Origin of the sequence: Achromobacter spanius (genome assembly GCF_039673305.1) — a bacterium.
GTDB lineage: Bacteria > Pseudomonadota > Gammaproteobacteria > Burkholderiales > Burkholderiaceae_B > Achromobacter > Achromobacter spanius_F.
Map to the genome: position 1 here is coordinate 389,954 of NZ_JBDJLJ010000001.1, position 20,483 is coordinate 410,436.

Below are 20,483 nucleotides of genomic sequence, written 5' to 3' on the forward strand. Positions count from 1 at the left end.
AGCTTTATTTTTTTGAAGAATTATAAGAACTGAACCGGCCTATACACTGGTCTCACCGATACAGAGCCGCCCGACGCGGCCATATGAGGAGACCAGGAAATGAAGATAGCCAAAGGGGCCGGCGCATTGTGCGCGGCCATTGCCGCATCCTGTTGGACCCATCCCGCCGCCGCCGCCAACGCCTTTCCCGAACGCGCCGTGACGCTGGTCGTTCCGTTCGCGCCCGGCGGCAGCGTGGACATCGCCGCGCGCCTGATTTCTGACGCCTGGGGCCGCGCGCTGGGCCAGAGCGTGATCGTGGAGAACCGCGCCGGCGCCTCGGGCAACATCGGGATGGCGGCCGTGGCGCGCGCCGAACCCAACGGCTACACGCTGGGCATCAACACCATGTCGCTGGCCATCAATCCGGCGCTTTTCAAGTCCATGCCGTTCGACACGGCGAAGGACCTGCGCTCGGTGGGCACGGTGGGCACTTCCCAGCACGTGCTGACGGTGACCAACGCGCTGCCGGTGGCCTCGGTGAGCGACCTGCTGGCCTACGTGCGCGCGCGCCCCGCCAACGAATTGAGCTTCGGTTCCGCCGGCACCGGCAGCACCTTCCACATGGCGGCTGAACTGTTCAAGTCCGTGTCCAAGACGCAGATCCTGCACGTGCCGTACAAGGGCGGCGGTCCGGCCATGGTGGACACCATCAGCGGCCAGGTGCAGATGAGCTTTCCGGTGCTGTCCGCCGCCAAGCCGCAGGTCGACGGCAAGAAGCTGCGCGCGCTGGGGGTGACCGGCACGACGCGGTCGCCGCTGCTGCCGGACGTGCCGACCATCGCCGAATCGGGCCTGCCGGGGTACGAGTTCAACACCTGGTTCGTCGTCAGCGCGCCCGCCGGCACGCCGCAGGCGGTGATCGACACGCTGAACGCAAAGCTGGGCGAGGCGCTGCGCTCGCCCGAGCTGGCGCAGCGCATGCAGAAGGAAGGTTTTGATCCGCTGGTCACCGCGCCTGACAAGACCGACGCCATGGTCGCCGCGGAAATGACGCGCTGGGCCGGCATCGTCAAGGACGCAGGCATCGAGGCCAACTGAACTTCGGCAAGACACGCCCGCGCGGGTCTCAGGCGCATGTGCGGGCGCATTCATCATCCAAGGAAGCAAGACATGCCCGGCATGACGCTATACGACAAACTGGTGGCCAGCCACGAGGTGGCCCGGATCGACGACGAGCACATCCTGCTTTATGTCGATCTGCACATCATGAACGAATACACCAGCCCGCAGGCCTTCAGCGGCCTGGCCGCGCGCGGCCGCGGGGTGCTGCGTCCCGGGCAGCAGATGGCGGTGGTGGACCACATCATCCCCACGCATCCCGTGCCGGCGGCGCTGCGGGTGATCGCCGACGACGCCTCGTCGCGCCAGGCGCAGAACCTCAAGCGCAATTGCGACGCGCAGCGCATCGCGCTGTTCGACACCACCGATCCGCTGCAGGGCATCGAGCACGTCATCGCGCCGGAGCACGGCATGATCCTGCCTGGCATGGTGGTGCTGTGCGGCGACAGCCACACCACCACTTACGGCGCGCTGGGTGCGCTGGGGTTCGGCATCGGGACGTCCGAGGTCGAGCACATTCTGGCCACGCAGACGCTGGTTTACCGCGTCGCGCGCAACATGCGCATTCGTGTCGACGGCGCGCTGCCGGCGGGCGTGTCGGCCAAGGACCTGGTGATCTACATCGTGCACCGCATCGGCGCGCAGGGCGCGCGCGGGCACGCGGTGGAATTCTGCGGCGCGGCGATCGATGCGCTGTCCGCCGAGGCCCGCATGACGTTGTGCAACATGACCGTCGAGGCCGGCGCGCGCGCGGCGCTGATCGCGCCGGACGCCGTCACCGACGCCTATGTCGCCGCGCACGCGCCGCAACTGCGTGGCGACATGCTGGACGCCGCGCGCGCTTACTGGGCCACGCTGCGCACCGACGACGGCGCCCGCTTCGATGTCGAGCACGTGTTCGACGCGGGACGGATCGCGCCCTTCGTGACCTGGGGCACCAGCCCGGACCAGGCAGTGCCGGTGGATGGCGCGGTGCCCGATCCGGCCGACGAGCCCGATGCGCTGGCCCGGCTGGCGCTGGAAAAGGCCATGGACTACATCGGACTGGCGGCCGGCGCGCCGATCGCCGGGGTTCCGATCGACCGCGTGTTCATCGGTTCCTGCACCAATGGCCGCATCGAAGACCTGCGCGTGGTGGCGGGCCTGGCGCGGGGCAGGAAGGTCGCCGCCGGCGTGCGCGCCATGGTGGTGCCGGGGTCCGGCGCCGTGCGCGCGCAGGCGGAAGCCGAGGGCATCGCCGCGCAGCTGATCGAGGCGGGGTTCGAATGGCGCCAGCCCGGCTGTTCGATGTGCCTGGCCATGAACGACGACGTGCTGCGTCCGGGCGAGCGCTGCGCGTCCACGACCAACCGGAACTTCGAGGGACGCCAGGGACGGGCAGGGCGCACGCACCTGATGAGCCCGGCCATGGCCGCCGCCGCCGCGCTGGCGGGCCGCATCGTGGATGTGCGCGCATGGGGAGACGCCAAATGAATTCAATGATCGAAGGCGTTGCCGCGCCGCTGCCGTATTCCAATCTGGACACCGACCAGATCATGCCCAAGCAGTTCCTGCGCATCATCGACAAGGCCGGCCTGGACAAGGGCCTGCTGTACGACCTGCGCTTTGACGAACAGGGCGCGCCGCGGCCGGATTGCGTGTTGAACCAGTCGGCCTACGCGGGAACCTCGATCCTGGTGGCGGGGCCGAACTTCGGCTGCGGTTCCAGCCGCGAGCACGCCGTCTGGGGCCTGCAGCAGTTCGGCATCCGCGCGGTGATCGCTTCCAGCTTTGGCGAGATCTTCTACTTCAATGCGCTCAATAATGGCCTGCTGCTGGTGACCCTGCCGCCCGCGGCGGTCGACGCATTGCTGGCGCGGGTGTCCAATACGCAGGTCGCCGGCGGCAACCGCGTCGGCATCGACGTGCTGGCCGGGCAGGTGCGCGCCGCCGACGGCTGGAGCGCAGGCTTCGACCTGCCCGAGCGGCATCGCCGGATGTTCGCGCAGGGCCAGGACATGGTGGGCGCGACGCTGCAGCAGTTGCCCGAGGTGGAGCGTTTCGAGGCCCGGCATTGGGCACGCTTTCCCTGGATGAAGGACGTCGCGCGCCAGGTGCGCGACCGGCTGGATGCCGCCTGACGCGGGCGATTCCGCCAACACGAAGATTGGAGACGACGCAGATGACCGCCTTTTTCGACCTGCCCGTGCGGCGCATCCAGGCCAACGGCGTGGAGATCGCGGCCCGCATCGACGGCTCGGGTCCGCCCCTGCTGCTGCTGCACGGGCATCCGCAAACCCACGCCATCTGGCATCGGGTCTGGCCCGAGCTGACGCGGCGCCGCACCTGCTTGGCCGCGGACCTGCGCGGTTATGGGGACAGCACCAAGCCCGCGGCCAGCGCGGACCACGCCGCGCATTCCAAGCGGACCATGGCGGCGGACATGGCAGCGCTGATGCGCGGGCTGGGCCATGCGCGCTTCGAGGTGCTGGCCCACGACCGGGGCGCCCGGGTGGCGCACCGCCTGGCGCTGGACCACCCCGATTCCGTCAGCCGCATGATGCTGCTGGACATCGCGCCCACGCTGGATATGTACGAGGGCACGACCCGCGCCTTCGCCCAGGCCTACTTCCACTGGTTCTGGCTGATCCAGCCAGCGCCCGTGCCGGAGACCATGATTGAGCATGACCCCGTTTTCTACCTGAGGTCGGTGATGGGCGGGCGCCCCGGCGGACTGGCGCACTTCTCCGCCCAGGCCATGGCGGAATACGAACGTGCCGCGCGCCAGCCCGGCTGGGCCACGGGCATCTGTGAAGACTACCGCGCGTCCGCCACGCTGGACCTGGAGCACGACCGGGCGGGCCGCGCGGGGGGCGAGCGCCTGTGCATGCCGGTGCGCGCGCTGTGGGGCGAACGCGGGGCGGTGGGCCGGAATTTCGACGTGCTGGCCCTGTGGCGCGCGGTGGCCGACGACGTGACGGGCGGTCCGTTGCCGGGGGCGCACTACCTGGCCGAGGAAACGCCGGACGCCTTGCTCGCCGAGGCTGCGGATTTCTTCGGCTGGCGTTGATCGGCCGGACCGGCGGGAGCTGTTCCCGCCTGTCAACCAAGCCTCGGCGCAGGGTAGGGCTATCCAAAAAGGGACGCACCGCCGGTGTTAACCTTCGCCCCATGAATCGCTACTTCGCCGATCTTTCCGAACTGCCTGATGCCGAAGACGCGCAACGCGCCTTCAAAGCCACCGATTCGCCCTGCGTGGCGGTGTGTTCCACCCTGTTCGACGACATCTGCCGCGGCTGCGGCCGCACCGCCATGGAAGTCGCCAACTGGGTGTTCATGACGGAAGAGGAAAAGCGCGAAGTCTGGATCCGCATCAAGGCGCAGGGGTATCCGCGGCGCAACAACTGAGCGCTCGCGCAAGGATTTCGGCGCGGCGCAAGGCCGCCGTCTTGGGCATGTCACATGGCGCAGGCTGAATAGCGCCATTGCCCACTTCCGGCTCCATCATGCGCATCGTTCTGGTTACGGATGCCTGGCATCCGCAAGTCAACGGCGTCGTCCGCACCTGGACGACCATGCAGCAGATCCTCGGCGAATGGGGCCACGAGCTGATCGTGGTGAGTCCGCAGGGCAGCCGAACCATTCCCGCCCCGTCCGAACCCGACCTGCGGCTGTGCCTGCAGCCCGGCCGGCAGTTGCGGCGCATCCTGGGCGATACCGTCCCCGATGCGCTGCATATCGCCACGGAGGGTCCGCTGGGCCTGGCCGCGCGCCGGATGGCGCTCAAGCGCGGCTGGCGCTTCACCACGTCCTTCCACACCATGTTCCCGGACTACCTGCAGGCGCGCATGGGCATCCCCGCCGCTTTGCCGTGGCGCTATCTGCGCTGGTTCCACCGGCCGTCGCAGTGCGTGCTGGTGCCCACGCCCACGGTGCGCGACATCCTGGTGCGGCGCGGGTTGGCCAATCTGCGGGTGTGGTCGCGCGGCGTCGATCCCCGGAAATTCCAGCCTGTCCCCAGCCAGGCCTTCGAAGACCTGCCTCGGCCCGTGTGGCTGAGCGTCGGCCGGGTGGCGCGGGAAAAGAACCTGGATGCTTTCCTGTCCCTGGATCTGCCGGGCAGCAAGGTTGTTGTGGGCGCGGGGCCAGATGAGGCCCGCCTGAAAAAGCGCTTTCCGGACGCGGTCTTTCTCGGCATGCGGCAGGACGACGCGCTGCCGGGCTACTACGCGGCGGCCGACGTCTTCGTGTTTCCCAGCCTGACCGATACCTTCGGCCTCGTCATGCTGGAGGCCATGGCCTGCGGCACGCCGGTGGCGGCCTTTCGCAGCGAGGCGCCGCTGGCGGTGGTCCAGGAGGGCGTGACGGGCTACCTGGACGACGATCTGGGGCGCGCCTGCCGGGCGGCCCTGCCGCTTGATCGCGCCGGCGTGCGAGCGCACGCGCTGACGCGCAGCTGGGATTCTGTGGCCGCGGACCTGCTGGACGCACTGGTGCCGCTGACACTGGGCGATTCGCAGGGCGCGGCGAATGCCTGGGCCATGACGCCCTGATATCGCCGCGGGGCGCGGATTCGCTATCCCACGGACGCGGCAACCTTGTACAATGCCCGGCAATCCTGAGGAGCGTTGCGACGACCCTGCGGTTCCGACATGTGGCCACCCCCGGCGGCCACCCCCATGCGGACCCCGGCTCGCCAGGCTCAGGAATCCTTGTTCAAGCGCCGCGCCTCGCGCGTCGCTGCAGCAACGGCGCTCACCTTTGTCGCATATGGCGGGAAAGGCGAGCACTCGACTGTCGTGGTGTATTCGCGTTGTCCGGCCATATCGTGCGCCGTTCGTCATTTACGTGGAGCCTACACACCATGAACGCTGTGACTGATAAATCCTTCTCCGACTACCTCGTTGCCGATATGTCGCTGGCCGGCTGGGGCCGTCGCGAACTCGCCATCGCCGAAACCGAAATGCCCGGCCTGATGGCCATCCGCGAGGAATTCGCCGCATCGCAGCCGCTCAAGGGCGCGCGCATCGCCGGCAGCCTGCACATGACCATCCAGACCGGCGTGCTGATCGAGACGCTGGTGGCGCTGGGCGCGGAAGTGCGCTGGGCCTCGTGCAACATCTTCTCCACGCAGGACCACGCCGCCGCCGCGATCGCCGCGTCCGGCACGCCGGTCTTCGCCGTCAAGGGCGAAACGCTGGAAGAGTACTGGCAGTACACCCACAAGATCTTCGAATGGCCCAACGGCCAGAACGCCAACATGATCCTCGACGACGGCGGCGACGCCACGTTGATGCTGCACCTGGGCACCAAGGCTGAAAAGGACATCTCGGTCCTGGCCAACCCGGGCAGCGACGAAGAGCGCATCCTGTTCGCCGCCATCAAGGAAACGCTGCAGCGCGATCCCAAGTGGTATTCGACCCGCCTGGCGCTGATCAAGGGCGTGACGGAAGAAACCACGACCGGCGTGCACCGCCTGTACCAGATGTCGCAAAAGGGCGAGCTGGCGTTCGCCGCCATCAACGTCAACGACTCGGTCACCAAGTCCAAGTTCGACAACCTCTACGGCTGCCGCGAATCGCTGGTTGACGGCATCAAGCGCGCCACCGACGTGATGGTCGCCGGCAAGATCGCCGTCGTGGCCGGCTACGGCGACGTGGGCAAGGGCTGCGCCCAGGCGCTGGTCGCCCTGCGCGCCCAGGTGTGGGTCACCGAAATCGATCCGATCTGCGCCCTGCAGGCCGCCATGGAAGGCTTCAAGGTCGTGACGATGGAAGAAGCCGCCGCCCACGGCGACATCTTCGTCACCGCCACCGGCAACTACCAGGTCATCACGCGCGAACACATGAACGCGATGAAGGACCAGGCCATCGTCTGCAACATCGGCCACTTCGACAACGAAATCGACGTCGCCGGCCTGGCCGACTGCCAGTGGGAAGAGATCAAGCCGCAAGTCGACCACGTCATTTTCCCGGACGGCAAGCGCATCATCCTGCTGGCGCAGGGCCGTCTCGTGAACCTGGGTTGCGCCACCGGCCACCCCTCGTTCGTGATGTCGTCCTCGTTCGCCAACCAGACGATCGCCCAGATCGAACTGTTCACGCGCAACGAAGCCTACAAGTCCGGCGAAGTCTACGTGCTGCCCAAGCACCTGGACGAGAAGGTTGCCCGCCTGCACCTGAAGAAGCTCGGCGTGAAGCTCACGACCCTGCGCCAGGACCAGGCCGACTACATCAGCGTGCCGGTCGAAGGCCCCTACAAGCCCAACCACTACCGCTATTGATTGATGTAGCACAATAGGAAAACGCCGCGCCATGTCGGCGCGGGTTTTCCGGTCTGCGGGTCACGCCAGGTTTCGCCTGGCGATGACAAGTCCGCGGAGCGTCAATACAGGAGTTCGAACATGGTGACACTGATACTCGTCTGGATCCTGAACGCAGTGGCCCTGCTGGCCGTTGCCTACCTGCTGCCCGGCATCACGGTGGCCAGTTTCGGATCGGCGCTCATCGCCGCGCTGGTGCTGGGCCTGGTGAACATGCTGGTCAAGCCGGTCCTGGTGCTGCTGACGCTGCCCATCACGATCGTCACCCTCGGTCTCTTCCTCATCGTCATCAACGCCTTGTTGTTCTGGTTCGTGGGCTCCGTGCTCAAGGGCTTCCAGGTCAACGGGTTCTGGTGGGCCGTGGGCGGTGCGATCCTGTACAGCATCATCTCCGGCCTTCTTACCAAATTGATCCCCTGAATAGGACCCTCCCCCGAAGCGCTGCGCGCTTCCTCCTCAAGGGGGCATGCCTGCGGACCGGCTAAGCCGGCTCCGCGGCATCGCGATGGGGCGACGCCTGTTTTGCGCGACGCATAGCGCCATAAATCACTGACATGTCCGAATCGATCTCTCCCGCTTTTAGTCTGGAATTCTTTCCCCCGCGCGACCTGGCCGGCCAGGAGCGGCTGGTGCGTGCGGCCAAGCAGATGCTGGCCATCCAGCCCAAGTACGTCAGCGTGACGTTCGGCGCGGGCGGTTCCACGCGCGCCGGCACGGCCGATGCCGTGCGCACGCTGAGCAACCTGGGCTGCGACGCGGCGCCTCACCTGTCGTGCGTGGGCGCCACCCGCCAGGACCTGCGGGACATCCTCCAGGCCTACAAGAACGAAGGCGTGCGGCGCGTGGTGGCCCTGCGCGGCGACCTGCCTTCGGGCATGGGCGGCGACGCCGGCGAACTGCGCTACGCCAGCGAACTGGTGTCGTTCATCCGCGAGGAAACCGGCGACTGGTTCCACATCGAAGTGGCGGCCTATCCCGAAATGCATCCCCAGGCAGCCAGCCCGTCGGCCGACCTTAACCATTTCGTGTCCAAGGTGAAGGCCGGCGCCGATGCCGCCATCACGCAGTACTTCTTCAATGCCGACGCCTACTTCGACTTTGTCGACCGGGCCCGGGCCAAGGGCGTGGACGTGCCGATCGTGCCGGGCATCATGCCCATCACGAACCACACGCAGCTCCTGCGGTTCTCGGAAATGTGCGGTGCCGAAGTGCCGCGCTGGATCCGCCTGCGCCTGGCCGAGTTCGGCGACGACAAGGCCTCCATCCGCGCCTTTGGCGTCGATGTGGTGACCGAGCTGTGCCAGACGCTGCTGGACAATGGCGCGCCGGGCCTGCATTTCTACACCCTGAACCATGCCGAAGCGCCGCTCGCGATCTGGAAGGAACTGTCGGTGTAGGCGCCCGCGCCCGACATCTGGCGTTGCAAGCAAAAAGGCCGGCGAATTCGCCGGCCTTTTTTCATGCGCGCGGAATGCTCAGTCCGCGTAGACGCCCGCCTTGCGGATAACGCCGCCCCACTTGTCCACTTCGGACTTCAGCCAGGTCTGCAGGCCTTCCGGCGTCTGCTTGGCGTCAGGCACGATCTCGGCGCCCAGCTCGGCCATCTTCTGCGTGAAGGCGGGATCCTTCAGCGCGGCGCGCAGCGCGGCGTTGAACTTGGCGACGGCTTCCGGCGGCGTGCCCTTGGGCGCATAGACGCCGTGCCAGACCTTGACTTCAAAGTCCTTCAGGCCGCCTTCCTGCAGGGTCGGCGCTTCAGGCAGCGCCTTGATGCGGTCCAGTGTGGTGACGCCGTACAGCTTCACGCGTTCGGCCTTGATCTGCGGAATGGTCTGGGTGGTCTGGTCGCACAGCACGTCCACCTGGCCGCCCAGCAGCGCGGTCATGGCGGGCGCGGTGCCCGCGTACGGAACGGTCGTGAACTGCACGCCCAGCGATTCCTGCAGCAGCATGCCGCAGAGCTGGGACACGGCGCCCAGGCCGGCGTTGGCCAGGTTGATCTTGTTGCCGTTTGCCTTGGCGTACTTGATGAAGCCTGCCATGCCGTCGGCCGGCAGGTCCTTGCGGCCGAGCAGGGTCATCGGCACGTCCGCGACCTGCCCGACATAGGCGAAATCCGTCAGCGGATTGAACGACAGCTTGCGGTACAGCGCGGGCGCGGTCGCCATGCCGTTGTGGTGGATCAGGAAGGTGTAGCCATCGGGCGCGGCGCGCGCCACGTGCTGGGAGGCCAGCGTGCCGCCCGCGCCCGTGCGGTTTTCGATGACGACGCTCTGCCCCAGCGTCTTGGCCATGGACGCGCCCAGGCTGCGGGCCACGACGTCGGTGGGGCCGCCCGCGGCGAACGGCACCACCAGCGATATTGGATGATTCGGGTAGGTTCCCTGCGCGCCGGCATTGCCAAAGGCCAGGCAGGACAGGGCCAGCATGGGCCAGGCTGCGCGCTTGATTGCGCGCGCGTATCGGTGGGACATGTCTCGCTCCTTGTAGTCGCTTTGGCCCGCGATGCCGCGCATGGCGGGCAGGCATCGGCAGTGTGGCGCGAGAAGGGCGAGGTTGGGAATTCGCGGATTCGCAAGCCGGGTTTCGGCACGCAAAAAGGAGGGTTTACGCGGACTTGGCCGCAGAAGCGCTAAAAAGCGGGCGTGTAGCGTCTCAAGTGGGTAGAGGACGTTGCCCGATGGCACGGCAGGCCTGGGTCAGAGGCTTTCCCATCTGCCGCCGGACTAAACCCTCGCCAAGCCATCACGGCTCCGGACTAGCGCCAGGCTAAACCTTCGCCCAGCCATCACGGCTCGGGAATGTTTTCCCGGAAAATCACCTGCAGCCGCGGCAGGTAGCTGGGTTCGGGCGCGCCTTTCACGGCCGCCACCAGCAGCTTGACGATCTCGCGTGCCTCGACGCGTGGGTTCTGGTCGATCACGGCGTCCATGGTGCGATCGAGCAACAGGCGGCGCGTGGCTTCGGTGAGGTCGTGGCCGACGAAGACAATGCGAGGGGCGGTGGCAGCCTTGCTTGAGCGAGGCTCATTCGGCCACGCCTCAGCCGGCCGCGCCTCTTTCAGCGCCCGCGCGATGCCTTGATTGCCCGCGCCGATGTTGTAGATCGCGTGCGGCGGGTCTTTGCGCAGCAGATCCTGCGTGACGGCAAAGGCGCGGTCGCGGTCGTCGCCGATCTCGAGCGTGTGGGCGATGCGCAGGTGCGGAAACTCTTCGCTCAGCAGCGAGCGAAAGCCCATCTCGCGCTCTTCGTGGCCACGATAGGCCAATGACCCCACGAACACCGCGACCTTCCGTTCGGTGTGCTGTGGCAGAAACCGGCCCAGCAACAGCGCGGCCAGGCGGCCCGCCGCCCGGTTGTCGATGCCCACGTAACCCAGGCGCGCCGAGATCGGAATGTCCGACACCAGGGTGCTCACGTGCACGCCGCTGTCACGCAGCGCCATGATGGCGTCGCGCACCTGGGGATGGTCAAGGCCGACCAGGCCGACGGCCTGCGTCTGCTCGCGCAGTTCGTAGAGCTTTTTCGCGAGCTTGTTGGCGTCGAATCCCTCGATCAGATGCAGACGGGCCTGCACGTCGGGGCGGGCGGCGGCTTCTTCGAGCAGGCGCCGGCCCAGCGCGGTCATGAAGCTGTTGGTGCCGGCGGGCAAGACGAAATCGACTCGCACGTCCTGACTGGCGGCCTCGGCGCCCGGGACGAAATAGCCCAGGCGATTGGCAATCGCCAGCACGCGGTCGCGTGTCTTGCCGCGCACACCGTCGCGGTCGTTCAGTACCCGGTCCACGGTGGCGGTGGACATGCCGGCTTCGCGGGCAATGAGGGAAATGGTGGGGCGCATGCGGGATCAGGCTCTCGATACACCATCAGGACGATGGCGGTGCGGCCATCATAAGCCATCATTTGCAATCATTCGAGATCAAAAAAGTAACTTGATGGCCCTATGAGCGCCGGCCGCCTTTACCACTGATTGTTTTGATGTGATTATCGCGGCTCAATACATCAAACACAGCACGGCGGGATGCCAGGCAGTCGACAGTGCATACCAGGCCGGCAGGAGGAGCACATGTCGCACCCAACCCTGGTGCCCGACCCGCCCGTCCGGGAACGGCGCTTTCGCATCGGCTGTATCGGCGCCGGCATGATCATGGCCGAGTGCCATTTGGCGGCCTATCAGCAGGCCGGCTTCACGGTGGCGGCGATCGCGTCGCGTACCCGCAGCAAAGCGGCCGAGGTCGCCGAACGCTACGGCATCCCGCGAGTACATGACGATCCCCTGGCCCTGATCGCCGATCCGCAGATCGAGATCGTGGACATCGCGTATCCACCCGACCTGCAGCCCGCGCTGATCCGCGCCGCACTGCGCGCCCCGCACGTGCGCGGCGTGCTCGCGCAGAAGCCCCTCGCCCTGTCGCTGGATGAAGCCCGCGCCCTGCGCGACGACGCACGGGCCGCGGGCAAGATCCTGTCGGTGAACCAGAACATGCGCTACGACCAATCGATGCGCACGCTCAAGCAGCTGCTCGAACAGGGCGTGCTGGGCACGCCGGTGTTCGCGCAGATCGACATGCACGCGATCCCGCACTGGCAGGATTTCCTGCGCGGCTATGACCGGCTGACCCTCTCGAACATGAGCGTGCATCACCTCGATGCCCTGCGCTATCTGTTTGGCGAGCCCACCGAGATCACCAGCATCACCCGGCCCGATCCGCGCACCGAGTTCGCGCATCAGGATGGGCTGGTGACCACCATGCTGCGCTTTGGCAACGGCCTGCTCGCGCTGTCGCTCGAAGATGTGTGGTCGGGGCCGCGGGCCGAGGGATACCCCGACGATCAGCACATCCGCTGGCGCGTGGAAGGCACTGACGGCGTCGCGCGCGGCACCATCGGCTGGCCCACCGGCGAGCCGTCGACCTTGAGCTACGCCTCGCGCGCGGTCGAGGGCCATACCGATGGGCGTTGGGTGACGCCCACCTGGGACACGATGTGGTTTCCGCATGCCTTCATCGGCGTGATGGAGCAGTTGCAGTACGCGCTGGCCAGCGGCACCGAGCCTGCGTTGAGCGTGACCGACAACGTACGCACGATGGCGCTGGTCGAGGCCGCGTACACGTCCATCGCCGAAGGCCGCACAGTACGGCTGCCGGCTGTTGAATAACCAGACAGAAAAAACAGACGGAGACAACCATCATGATCCAGACCGGAATCTTCTCGGGCTACTTTCCCTATGAGCTGGAGCGCACCGCCAAGGTGATCCGCTCGCACGGCTTCAACACCGTGCAGCTGGACCTGCATTTCAAGGACATGGAGCTCGGCCCGGGGCAGTTGACCGCGCAGAAATGCACGCAGATCCGCGACACCTTCCGCAACTACAACCTGCCGGTGTCCTGCATTTCGGCCTATACCAATATCGTCCATCCCGATCCCGCCGAGCGCCAACGCCGCAACGGCTATCTCAAAGAGATCCTCACGCACGCACGCCAGTTGGGATCCCCTTACGTGATCTCCGAAACCGGCACGTTCGCCACCGATAGCGACTGGGTGCATCACCCCAGGAACAAGACCGAGGAAGGCTGGGACCAGTGCCGCGCGGTGATCGCCGAGCTGTCGCAACATGCCTATGACCATGGCGCGGTGTTCCTGCTGGAGACCTACGTGAACAACGTGGTGGGATCGGTCGAGGAAACGCTGCGCATGTTCGCCGAGGTGGATCACCCAGGCCTGGGCCTCCTGATGGATCCGACGAACTACTTCGAAGCGCACAACATCGACCAGATGGACCGCACGCTCAATCAGGTGTTCGACGCACTCTCCGACAAGATCTGCATCGCGCATGCCAAGGACGTGAAGCGTTCGGGCGATGACAAATCGGAAAAGCACAGCGACATCGGCGACGAGGGGGCGGCCGAAAGCCATACCTTCCGTGGGGTGGGTGAGATCGAGTTGCCGGCGCCGGGCCTGGGCGCGCTCAATTACGACCTGTACCTGCAGCGCCTGGCCAAGAAGCACCCCAACATTCCCATCATCATCGAACACCTGACCGAAGACGACGTGCCGCGCGCCAAGAGTTTCCTGGACGAGCGGCTGCGCGCGAACGGTCTGTAGGCCGGCGCCGCAAGCAAATCAGGCGCACCGCGAAGTCATCATCTAACCGGGCCCGCGGCGCGCCTCTCGAACACGTTTCTGAACACCGACACCGGCAGACGCGCGCCCGCGCATCCGCCAGGGAGAACTCATGCCTGACATTTACGGGACCTGGATGACGCGCCGCGACGTAGAGGCGCGCACCGGACAGCTTGCGCAGTTTGCCGGCGTACGCCTGATGACGCTGGACGACGGGCTGGAGCGCGGTATCCGCATGCTGGAGTTCCGCAGCGGCACGGGCCTGCGCTTCACGGTGCTGGTGGATCGCGCGATGGACATCGCCGACTGCGAATACCGCGGCTTCGCCTTGGGATGGCAATCGCCGTCGGGTTTTCGTCATCCCGGACTGCATGACTACGAAGGCGAGGGCGGACTGGGCTGGATGCGCTCGTTTTCGGGGCTCATGATCACCTGCGGGCTGGACCACATCCTGTTCATGTACGACGCGCCGGCCGACAACTATGTGTACGGACCACGCAAGACGGCCAGGCAATCCATCCATGGCCGCGTCGGCACCATTCCCGCGCGGCTGACCGGCTACGGCGAACGCTGGGACGGCGATCGCTGCGTGCTGTGGGCCGAAGGCGTGGTGAGCCAGGGGACCGTGTTCGGCGAGCATCTTGAACTGCACCGCCGCATCGAGATCGAGGTGGGCACCAACGACATCAAGCTGTCGGATCGGGTCGTGAATCGCGGCTTTTACCGCACGCCCCATATGCTCTGCTATCACATCAACCTGGGCTATCCGGTGCTGGACGCCGACTCGCGTTATCTGGCGCCGATTCGCGATGTGGTGTGGGCCGCGCACGAGGAGGACTACCACAAGCAGGGCGTGGGCTACCGCCGCATGCCGGCCCCGCAGCTTGGCTTTCATGAGCAGGTGTGGCAGCACGAGATGGCGGCCGCGGCCGACGGCAGCGTGCCGGTAGCCCTGGTGAACGATGCGCTGGGTCTGGGCATGCAGGTCAGCACCTACAAGCATCAATTCCCCTGCCAGTACCAATGGCAGAACCTGCAATCCGGCCAGTATGCGATGGGCATCGAGCCTTCCACCAACCATGTGCTGGGCCAGGGCGCGGCGCGCGAGCGCAACGAGCTCATCTGGCTCGAGCATGGCGACGAGCGCCGCTACGACACCACGTTCAGCGTGCTGGGCTCGGCCGCGGACATCGCGGCCTGCGAGGCACGCATCCGCGCGATCGCGGTGCAGCCGGAGACCGACTATCCGCCGTTGTCGGGGCGCTTTGCACCCATCGCGGGGCGCACATGAGCGCGCGCTTCTCATTGCAAGGCCGCCGCGTGCTGTACACGGGCGCGGCGGGCGGCTTTGGCGTGGAAACCACGCTTGCGTTGCTGGAAGCGGGCGCAAGCGTCATCGCGCTCGACAACCACCCCGGGCATATCGATCGCTTGCGCAGCACCGTGCCGGCGCAGTTTGCCGGCCAGCTTCAGATCCTTCAGGCCGACCTCGCCGATGCCAGCGCGCTGCAATCGCACCTTGAGCGGTTGACTGCCGAGCGTCCGATCGATGTGGTCATCAACAACGCGGCGATCTATCCCTCGCGCCCGTTCGAGGAATACAGCGATGCCGAGCTGGCGCGCGTGCACCGCGTCAACGTGGAGGCGGCCGTGCAGATCGTGCGCGCGGCGCTCCCGGGCATGCGCGAGCAGCAATGGGGCCGCGTGATCAACATCTCGTCGATCACGCTGTCGGGCGGGTGGGAAAACCTGCTGCCCTACGTGCAGTCCAAAGGCGCGATGGTGGGCGTCACGCGCGCCTTCGCCCGCGAATTCGGCAAATGGGGCATCACGGTCAACGCCATCTCGCCGGGCGCGTTTCCGACGGATGCCGAGAAGATCCATCCCGATCCCGAGGGCTACAACCGCATGGTGCTCGAACGCCAGTCGGTGAAGCGCCGCGGGCACGCCGGCGACATCGCCGCGGCCATCTTGTTCCTCGCCTCGGACGAGGCGGGTTTCATTTCCGGACAGACGCTGGCGGTGGACGGCGGCTGGGTCATGCATTGAGGCGCATTGGCGCACGCAAAGGGTAGAAGCATGGGTATTCTTTCTGGCTACAAGGTTCTGGACTGCTCCATCGCCATGGCGGGGCCGTTCGCGGCGCAGCGCCTGGGCGACCTGGGCGCCGACGTGATCAAGATCGAGCCGCCCACCGGCGAATGGCAGCGGCACGCGCCGGCCGGCGGCATCACGGGCAACAAGATCAACGTGTCGTTCCTTTCGCTGAACCGCAACAAGCGCTCGCTGGCGATCGATCTGAAGAGCGCCGGCGGCAAGGAGATCATTCATAAGCTCGCGGCGCAGGCCGATGTGTTCATTCAGAACTATCGGCCGGGTGTCGCCGGCCGCCTGGGCGTGGACTACGAAACCCTGTCGGCCCTGAACCCGCGCCTCATCTATGTATCGATGTCGGGTTTCGGCGAAGACGGCCCGTATGCCACGCGCCCGGGTCAGGACCTGCTGCTGCAGGCGATGTCGGGCGCGATGCTGTCGTCGGGCCGGGCCGGCGAAGCGCCCCGCGCGGCGGGCCAGTATGTGGTCGACGCGGTCACTGCGTATTGCGCCTTCGAGGGCGTGCTGGCCGCGCTGCTGCACCGCGAGCGCACCGGCGAAGGCCAGAAGGTCGAGGTCAACATGCTGGATGCGATCACCACGATCCAGATGCAGGAGCTCTCGGTGTATACCGTGGGGCACAAGCCGCAGGTGCGCAGCGCCGAGCCGCATGCCCATGTGTACATCCGCGCGCCCTATGGCACCTTCGCGACGACCGATGGTTATCTGGCGCTGGCCATGCCCGACATGAAAGTGCTGGCGCGCGTGACCGAGGAGCCGCGCCTGGCGGACTACACCGAGCGCGATGGTTGGGAGAAGCGCGACGAGATCTACGCGCTCGTGCGTGACACATTGGCAAAGGCCTCGACCGCCGACTGGTTCGCCAAACTAGATGCCGCCGGCATCTGGTGCAGCCCCGTATATGGCTACGCCGATCTGGTCGAAGATCCGCAGATCGCGCACAACGGCACGTTCGTCGAGTATGAGCATCCGACCGAAGGCCGGATCAAGACGCCGGGCTTTCCGATCCGCTTTTCCAAGACCCCCAGCCAGGTGGTGCGCGGCGCGCCACTCACCGGTCAGCATACCGAGGAGGTGCTGCGCGATTTTGGCTTCAGCGCCGACGAGATCGCCGCGCATGCGGCCTCGGGCGCGGTGCTGCGCGGGGTCTCGGAATGAGCGAGCGCGCGCTGCCCTATCGCGGCCTGACCTGGGATCATCCGCGCGGCTTCAACGCCCTGCACGCGGCCAGCGCCCACACGCCGCTGGTGCACTGGGACAAGCAATCACTCGAGGGCTTCGAGTCGGCGCCCATTGCCGAACTCTGCGCCCGCTATGACCTGGTGGTGCTGGATCACCCCCATCTGGGCGAAGCTCTGGCGCACGATTGCCTGCAAGCGCTGGACACCGTGTTCGCGCCCGACGAGCTGGCGCGGATCGCGCGCGACAGCATCGGTCTGTCGTACGACAGCTATCGCATGGCCGATCGCCAATGGGCGCTGCCGCTGGACGCGGCCACGCAGGTGATGGCCACGCGCGCGGATCGGCTCGACGGCCCTGTGCCGCGCACCTGGCACGAGGTGCTGACGCTGTCGCAACGCAGCGGCTCGGTCGCGCTCAGTTGGGGCGGTCCGCATCCGCTTCTGTCGCTGCTGTCGATCGCCGCCGCCATCGCGCCCGATGCCGACCTGCGGCCGCACGGCGCCTGGCACGACGAGGCGACGCTCGCCCACGCGTGCGACGTGCTCACCGAACTGGCGCGGCTCACGCCCGCGCAAGCCCTGGCTTACAACCCGATCGCCCTGCTGGGCCACATGAGCTCGCGCGATGACATCACACTCTGCCCGCTGGTCTATGGCTATGTGAACTACGCCACGTCCGCGGTCGCCAAGCCGCTCACGTTCCGCGACGCGCCTCAGGGCGATGCCGGCCGGCCCGGCTCGATCCTCGGCGGCACCGGCATTGCGATATCGCGGCGCTGCATCGTGGGCCCGGAATTGCGCGCGCATCTGTTGTGGTTGCTGGCAGCCGATACCCAAAGCCGCTTCATCCCGCAGCACGAAGGACAGCCCAGCCATCGCGGCAGCTGGGCCGATGCAAACGTGAATGCGGCCAGCGGCAACTTCTATGCCAACACGGCCCGCACGGTCGAAGCCGCCTCGATCCGGCCGCGGCACGACGGTTACATCGCCTTCCAGAGCGAGGCCTCGCAATTCCTGCGCGACGGCGTCGCCGCCCGCGCATCCACCCACGCATTGGCGCGCGGGCTGACCCAGCGTTTCCAGGCCAGCCTGGGCGCCGCGCCCATGAACACCGCAGCATAAGGATTCCCACGTGAGCGCACTCGTCAATCTCAGTATCGATGGCCATGTCGCCATCATCGAACTCAATCGTCCCGAAAAACTGAACGCGATGACGCCCGAGATGGCCGACCTGCTGATCGCGGCGGTGGAAGAATGCAATGCCGACGCGCAGGTGCGCGCGGTGATCCTGACCGGCGCGGGTCCCAAGGCCTTCTGCGCCGGCTCGGACATCACCGAGCTTGACCGCTACGCCACGCCCTGGGATTTTCGCAATCGGCTCGACTACTGCGACTGCGTGCGCATGTTGAAGAAGCCCACGGTGGCGGCCATCAACGGCTACACCTTCGGCGGCGGCCTGGAGATGGCATTGGCCTGCGATATCCGCATCGCCGCCGACAACGCGCGCCTGGGCGCGCCCGAGATCAAGCTGGGCTGGATCGGCGGCGGCGGCATGACGGCGCAGCTTGTCCACGCGATCGGCCCGAGCAACGCCGCACTGATGGTGCTGACCGGCGATCCCATCCGCGCCGAGCAGGCGCTGGCCTGGGGCCTGGTGAGCGAGGTGGTGCCGCAGGAGCAGTTGCGCGAACGCGCGCAGGCGCTTGCCGCCACCATCGCCTCGCGCGCCCCTATCGCGGCCGAGACGGCACGCGTCAATCTGCGCGCCGCGCTGTCGATGCCGCTCGAGAAGGCCGTGGAATACGAGCGTGATCTGCAGGCGATCTGCTTTGCCACCGCCGACGCCAAGGAAGGCCGCAAGGCATTTGAAGAAAAGCGCGCGCCGAAGTTCGAGCGGCGCTGACGCGTGGGGGGCGGCCCCACGCGGTCGGAGGCGCCTCAGTTGGGCTGGTCCTTGCCCGGGTCTTCGGCCAGCACCTGGGGCGTCACGTAGGGGGTGTGGGCAGTGTTGACGGGTTCCATGCGCAGCGGCTGGTGGACGCGGGTGGCCGGCACCAGCGAATCGGGCGCATCCGGATTGGTCCACATCGGGTCGGGGATTTCCGCAAACACCTGGCGCAGGCGTTCGCCCCAGGTGCCGCGGATCATGCGGAAATACTCGTTGTGTTCGTCGATGCTGGCAAAGTGCGTCACGCGCAGGGAATTGGCGTCATACACCAGCAGGTCCAGCGGCAGGCCCACCGAGATATTGGAGCGCAGCGTGGAATCCATCGAGATCAGCGCGCATTTGGCGGCCTCGTCCAGCGAGGTGTCCGGCTGCAGCACGCGGTCCAGGATGGGCTTGCCGTACTTGGCCTCGCCGATCTGGAAGTACGGGCATTCCTGGCCCGCTTCGATGAAATTGCCCGCCGAGTAGATCTGGAACAGGCGGCAGCGTTCCGCGCCGATCTGCCCGCCGAAGATCATGCTGACATTGAAGTCCACCCCTTGCTCGTGCAGCGCATGCGCCTCGCTGCGGTAGACCTCGCGCACCGCGGCGCCGATCAGGCGCGTGGCTTCGAACATGTCGGGCGCGTTCCAGATGGTTGCCGCGCCTTCGTCGCGCGGGCGGGTCAGCGCGTTGATCACCGCCTGGCTGACCGCCAGGTTGCCGGAGGTCATCAGGACCATGACGCGCTCGCCGGGGAGTTCGAAGACGGTCATCTTGCGGAAGACGCTGATCTGGTCGACCCCCGCATTGGTGCGGGAATCGGACAGGAAAACCAGGCCGGAGTCGAGGCGGGCTGCTACGCAGTAGGTCATGATCGGAAATAAGGGAAAACCACCACGCATTGTATTGCGGCGCGGCGGGCCGGGTGTTACTGCTGCGCCGCGTTCTGGACCTGCACGCTGATTTCCATGGATTCCTCGCCGCCGCCGGTGCGCACGCCGCGCACTGGCGAGGCCGAGTCGTAGTCCCGTCCCACCGCCAGCCGGCAATGGCATTCCGACGCGAACTGGCGGTTGGTGATGTCCACGCTGGTCCAGCCGACATCGGGCAGCCAGACGTCGGCCCAGGCGTGGCTGGCCGCGTGCTCGGCGGTGGTGTACAGGTAGCCGCTGACGTACCGGGCGGGCACGTTCAGGCCCCGCACGCAGGCCAGGAACAGGTGCGCGTGGTCCTGGCACACGCCGTGGCCCATGGCCAGCACCTGGTCTGCGGCGGTGGTGACGTCCGTGGTGCCCGGTTCGTACGCCACCCGTTCATGGATCGCGCCGGCCAGGGCAAGGATGTCGTCCGACGTGCTCAGGCCGCCCGGCAGCACCTCGCGCACGAACGCATGGATGGTGTCGTTCGACTGCGTCAGCGGGGTCTGCACGCAATAGGCATGCACCGGCAGCCGGCTGTCTTCGCTGCCCAGCACCCCGCGCGTCAGCGGCGCCACCAGCACCTGTCCGGTCACGCGCAATTCGATGTCCGAGTGCGGGCGGTTCAAGGTCAGCGTGTGCGTGATGTTGCCGTACGCGTCGACCTGCTTTTCAAGGTCGCCGGGCGCTTCTATGTTCCAGCGCAGCACGCGCTGGTGCTCGTCGTCGCGCGGTGTCAGCCGCAGGGTCTGGATGCTGTAGTTGACGGGCGCGGTGTAGCGGTAGTGCGTGACGTGCGTGATGATCTGCTTCAT

General features: G+C 66.7%; 20 protein-coding genes and 1 riboswitch. Of the genes, 16 read left to right on the top strand and 4 right to left on the bottom strand.

Translation table 11 applies throughout. From position 1 onward, the window contains the following. The first annotated feature begins 99 nt into the window (after positions 1 to 99). The 9 genes from ABE485_RS01865 to metF all read left to right on the top strand — a co-directional run bounded on the left by ABE485_RS01865 (position 100) and on the right by metF (position 8,799). On the top strand, positions 100 to 1,080 hold the full coding sequence (locus tag ABE485_RS01865; protein ID WP_346513029.1) for a tripartite tricarboxylate transporter substrate binding protein: 981 nt from the start codon (positions 100 to 102) through the stop codon (positions 1,078 to 1,080). 72 nt (positions 1,081 to 1,152) lie between these two features. Beyond that, a complete protein-coding gene (leuC, locus tag ABE485_RS01870) occupies positions 1,153 to 2,574 on the top strand; it encodes a 3-isopropylmalate dehydratase large subunit (protein ID WP_346513030.1) in 1,422 nt (473 codons plus the stop codon). Then, on the top strand, positions 2,571 to 3,221 hold the full coding sequence (gene leuD / locus ABE485_RS01875; RefSeq protein WP_346513032.1) for a 3-isopropylmalate dehydratase small subunit: 651 nt from the start codon (positions 2,571 to 2,573) through the stop codon (positions 3,219 to 3,221). The genes leuC and leuD overlap by 4 nt, the downstream gene beginning before the upstream one ends. Before the next feature lie 41 nt (positions 3,222 to 3,262). After that, complete coding sequence (locus tag ABE485_RS01880) at positions 3,263 to 4,150, top strand: alpha/beta fold hydrolase (protein WP_346513033.1); 888 nt, start codon at positions 3,263 to 3,265, stop codon at positions 4,148 to 4,150. Between the two features lie 101 nt (positions 4,151 to 4,251). After that, positions 4,252 to 4,488: a DUF1289 domain-containing protein gene (locus tag ABE485_RS01885; RefSeq protein WP_346513035.1), complete on the top strand. Its 237-nt coding sequence runs from the start codon at positions 4,252 to 4,254 to the stop codon at positions 4,486 to 4,488. Positions 4,489 to 4,586: 98 nt separating this feature from the next. Further along, positions 4,587 to 5,633 carry a glycosyltransferase family 4 protein gene (locus ABE485_RS01890; RefSeq protein ID WP_346513036.1) on the top strand — a complete coding sequence of 349 codons (1,047 nt, stop codon included), beginning with the start codon at positions 4,587 to 4,589 and terminating at the stop codon, positions 5,631 to 5,633. A gap of 61 nt (positions 5,634 to 5,694) precedes the next feature. Continuing rightward, positions 5,695 to 5,844, top strand: a riboswitch (S-adenosyl-L-homocysteine riboswitch). A gap of 100 nt (positions 5,845 to 5,944) precedes the next feature. Beyond that, complete coding sequence (gene ahcY, locus ABE485_RS01895; protein WP_346513037.1) at positions 5,945 to 7,363, top strand: adenosylhomocysteinase; 1,419 nt, start codon at positions 5,945 to 5,947, stop codon at positions 7,361 to 7,363. A 123-nt stretch (positions 7,364 to 7,486) separates the two neighbouring features. Beyond that, a complete protein-coding gene (locus ABE485_RS01900; RefSeq protein WP_056327402.1) occupies positions 7,487 to 7,822 on the top strand; it encodes a phage holin family protein in 336 nt (111 codons plus the stop codon). Positions 7,823 to 7,956: 134 nt separating this feature from the next. Continuing rightward, the gene (metF, locus tag ABE485_RS01905) at positions 7,957 to 8,799 is read left to right on the top strand and encodes a methylenetetrahydrofolate reductase [NAD(P)H] (RefSeq protein WP_346513038.1); all 843 of its coding nucleotides are present in this window, start codon (positions 7,957 to 7,959) and stop codon (positions 8,797 to 8,799) included. Positions 8,800 to 8,877: 78 nt separating this feature from the next. Here the strand turns inward: metF and ABE485_RS01910 are convergent, their stop codons facing one another. Next, the gene (locus ABE485_RS01910) at positions 8,878 to 9,876 is read right to left on the bottom strand and encodes a tripartite tricarboxylate transporter substrate-binding protein (protein WP_346513040.1); all 999 of its coding nucleotides are present in this window, start codon (positions 9,874 to 9,876) and stop codon (positions 8,878 to 8,880) included. Positions 9,877 to 10,190: 314 nt separating this feature from the next. Beyond that, entirely contained in the window at positions 10,191 to 11,243 is a 1,053-nt protein-coding gene (locus ABE485_RS01915; RefSeq protein ID WP_346513041.1) for a LacI family DNA-binding transcriptional regulator, read from the bottom strand. A gap of 225 nt (positions 11,244 to 11,468) precedes the next feature. On the opposite strand from ABE485_RS01915, the gene ABE485_RS01920 reads away from it, so the two are divergent. From ABE485_RS01920 to ABE485_RS01950, 7 genes are all read left to right on the top strand, one after another. Continuing rightward, on the top strand, positions 11,469 to 12,560 hold the full coding sequence (locus ABE485_RS01920) for a Gfo/Idh/MocA family protein (RefSeq protein WP_346513042.1): 1,092 nt from the start codon (positions 11,469 to 11,471) through the stop codon (positions 12,558 to 12,560). 32 nt (positions 12,561 to 12,592) lie between these two features. Beyond that, positions 12,593 to 13,507 carry a sugar phosphate isomerase/epimerase family protein gene (locus ABE485_RS01925; protein ID WP_346513043.1) on the top strand — a complete coding sequence of 305 codons (915 nt, stop codon included), beginning with the start codon at positions 12,593 to 12,595 and terminating at the stop codon, positions 13,505 to 13,507. 130 nt (positions 13,508 to 13,637) lie between these two features. Then, on the top strand, positions 13,638 to 14,816 hold the full coding sequence (locus tag ABE485_RS01930; protein ID WP_346513044.1) for an aldose 1-epimerase family protein: 1,179 nt from the start codon (positions 13,638 to 13,640) through the stop codon (positions 14,814 to 14,816). Beyond that, positions 14,813 to 15,574 (top strand): SDR family NAD(P)-dependent oxidoreductase, encoded by a 762-nt coding sequence (locus ABE485_RS01935; RefSeq protein WP_346513045.1) that lies wholly within the window; start codon positions 14,813 to 14,815, stop codon positions 15,572 to 15,574. The genes ABE485_RS01930 and ABE485_RS01935 overlap by 4 nt, the downstream gene beginning before the upstream one ends. Positions 15,575 to 15,604: 30 nt before the next feature. Beyond that, complete coding sequence (locus ABE485_RS01940) at positions 15,605 to 16,798, top strand: CaiB/BaiF CoA transferase family protein (protein WP_346513046.1); 1,194 nt, start codon at positions 15,605 to 15,607, stop codon at positions 16,796 to 16,798. Beyond that, a complete protein-coding gene (locus ABE485_RS01945) occupies positions 16,795 to 17,943 on the top strand; it encodes a hypothetical protein (protein ID WP_346513047.1) in 1,149 nt (382 codons plus the stop codon). The genes ABE485_RS01940 and ABE485_RS01945 overlap by 4 nt, the downstream gene beginning before the upstream one ends. 10 nt (positions 17,944 to 17,953) lie before the next feature. Then, positions 17,954 to 18,724 carry an enoyl-CoA hydratase/isomerase family protein gene (locus tag ABE485_RS01950; protein WP_346513048.1) on the top strand — a complete coding sequence of 257 codons (771 nt, stop codon included), beginning with the start codon at positions 17,954 to 17,956 and terminating at the stop codon, positions 18,722 to 18,724. A 35-nt stretch (positions 18,725 to 18,759) separates the two neighbouring features. Here the strand turns inward: ABE485_RS01950 and ABE485_RS01955 are convergent, their stop codons facing one another. Together ABE485_RS01955 and ABE485_RS01960 are read right to left on the bottom strand one after the other, a co-directional pair. After that, complete coding sequence (locus ABE485_RS01955) at positions 18,760 to 19,623, bottom strand: proteasome-type protease (protein WP_346513049.1); 864 nt, start codon at positions 19,621 to 19,623, stop codon at positions 18,760 to 18,762. A 56-nt stretch (positions 19,624 to 19,679) separates the two neighbouring features. Then, positions 19,680 to 20,483, bottom strand: coding sequence for a transglutaminase family protein (locus ABE485_RS01960; RefSeq protein WP_346513050.1), 804 nt, complete (start codon positions 20,481 to 20,483; stop codon positions 19,680 to 19,682).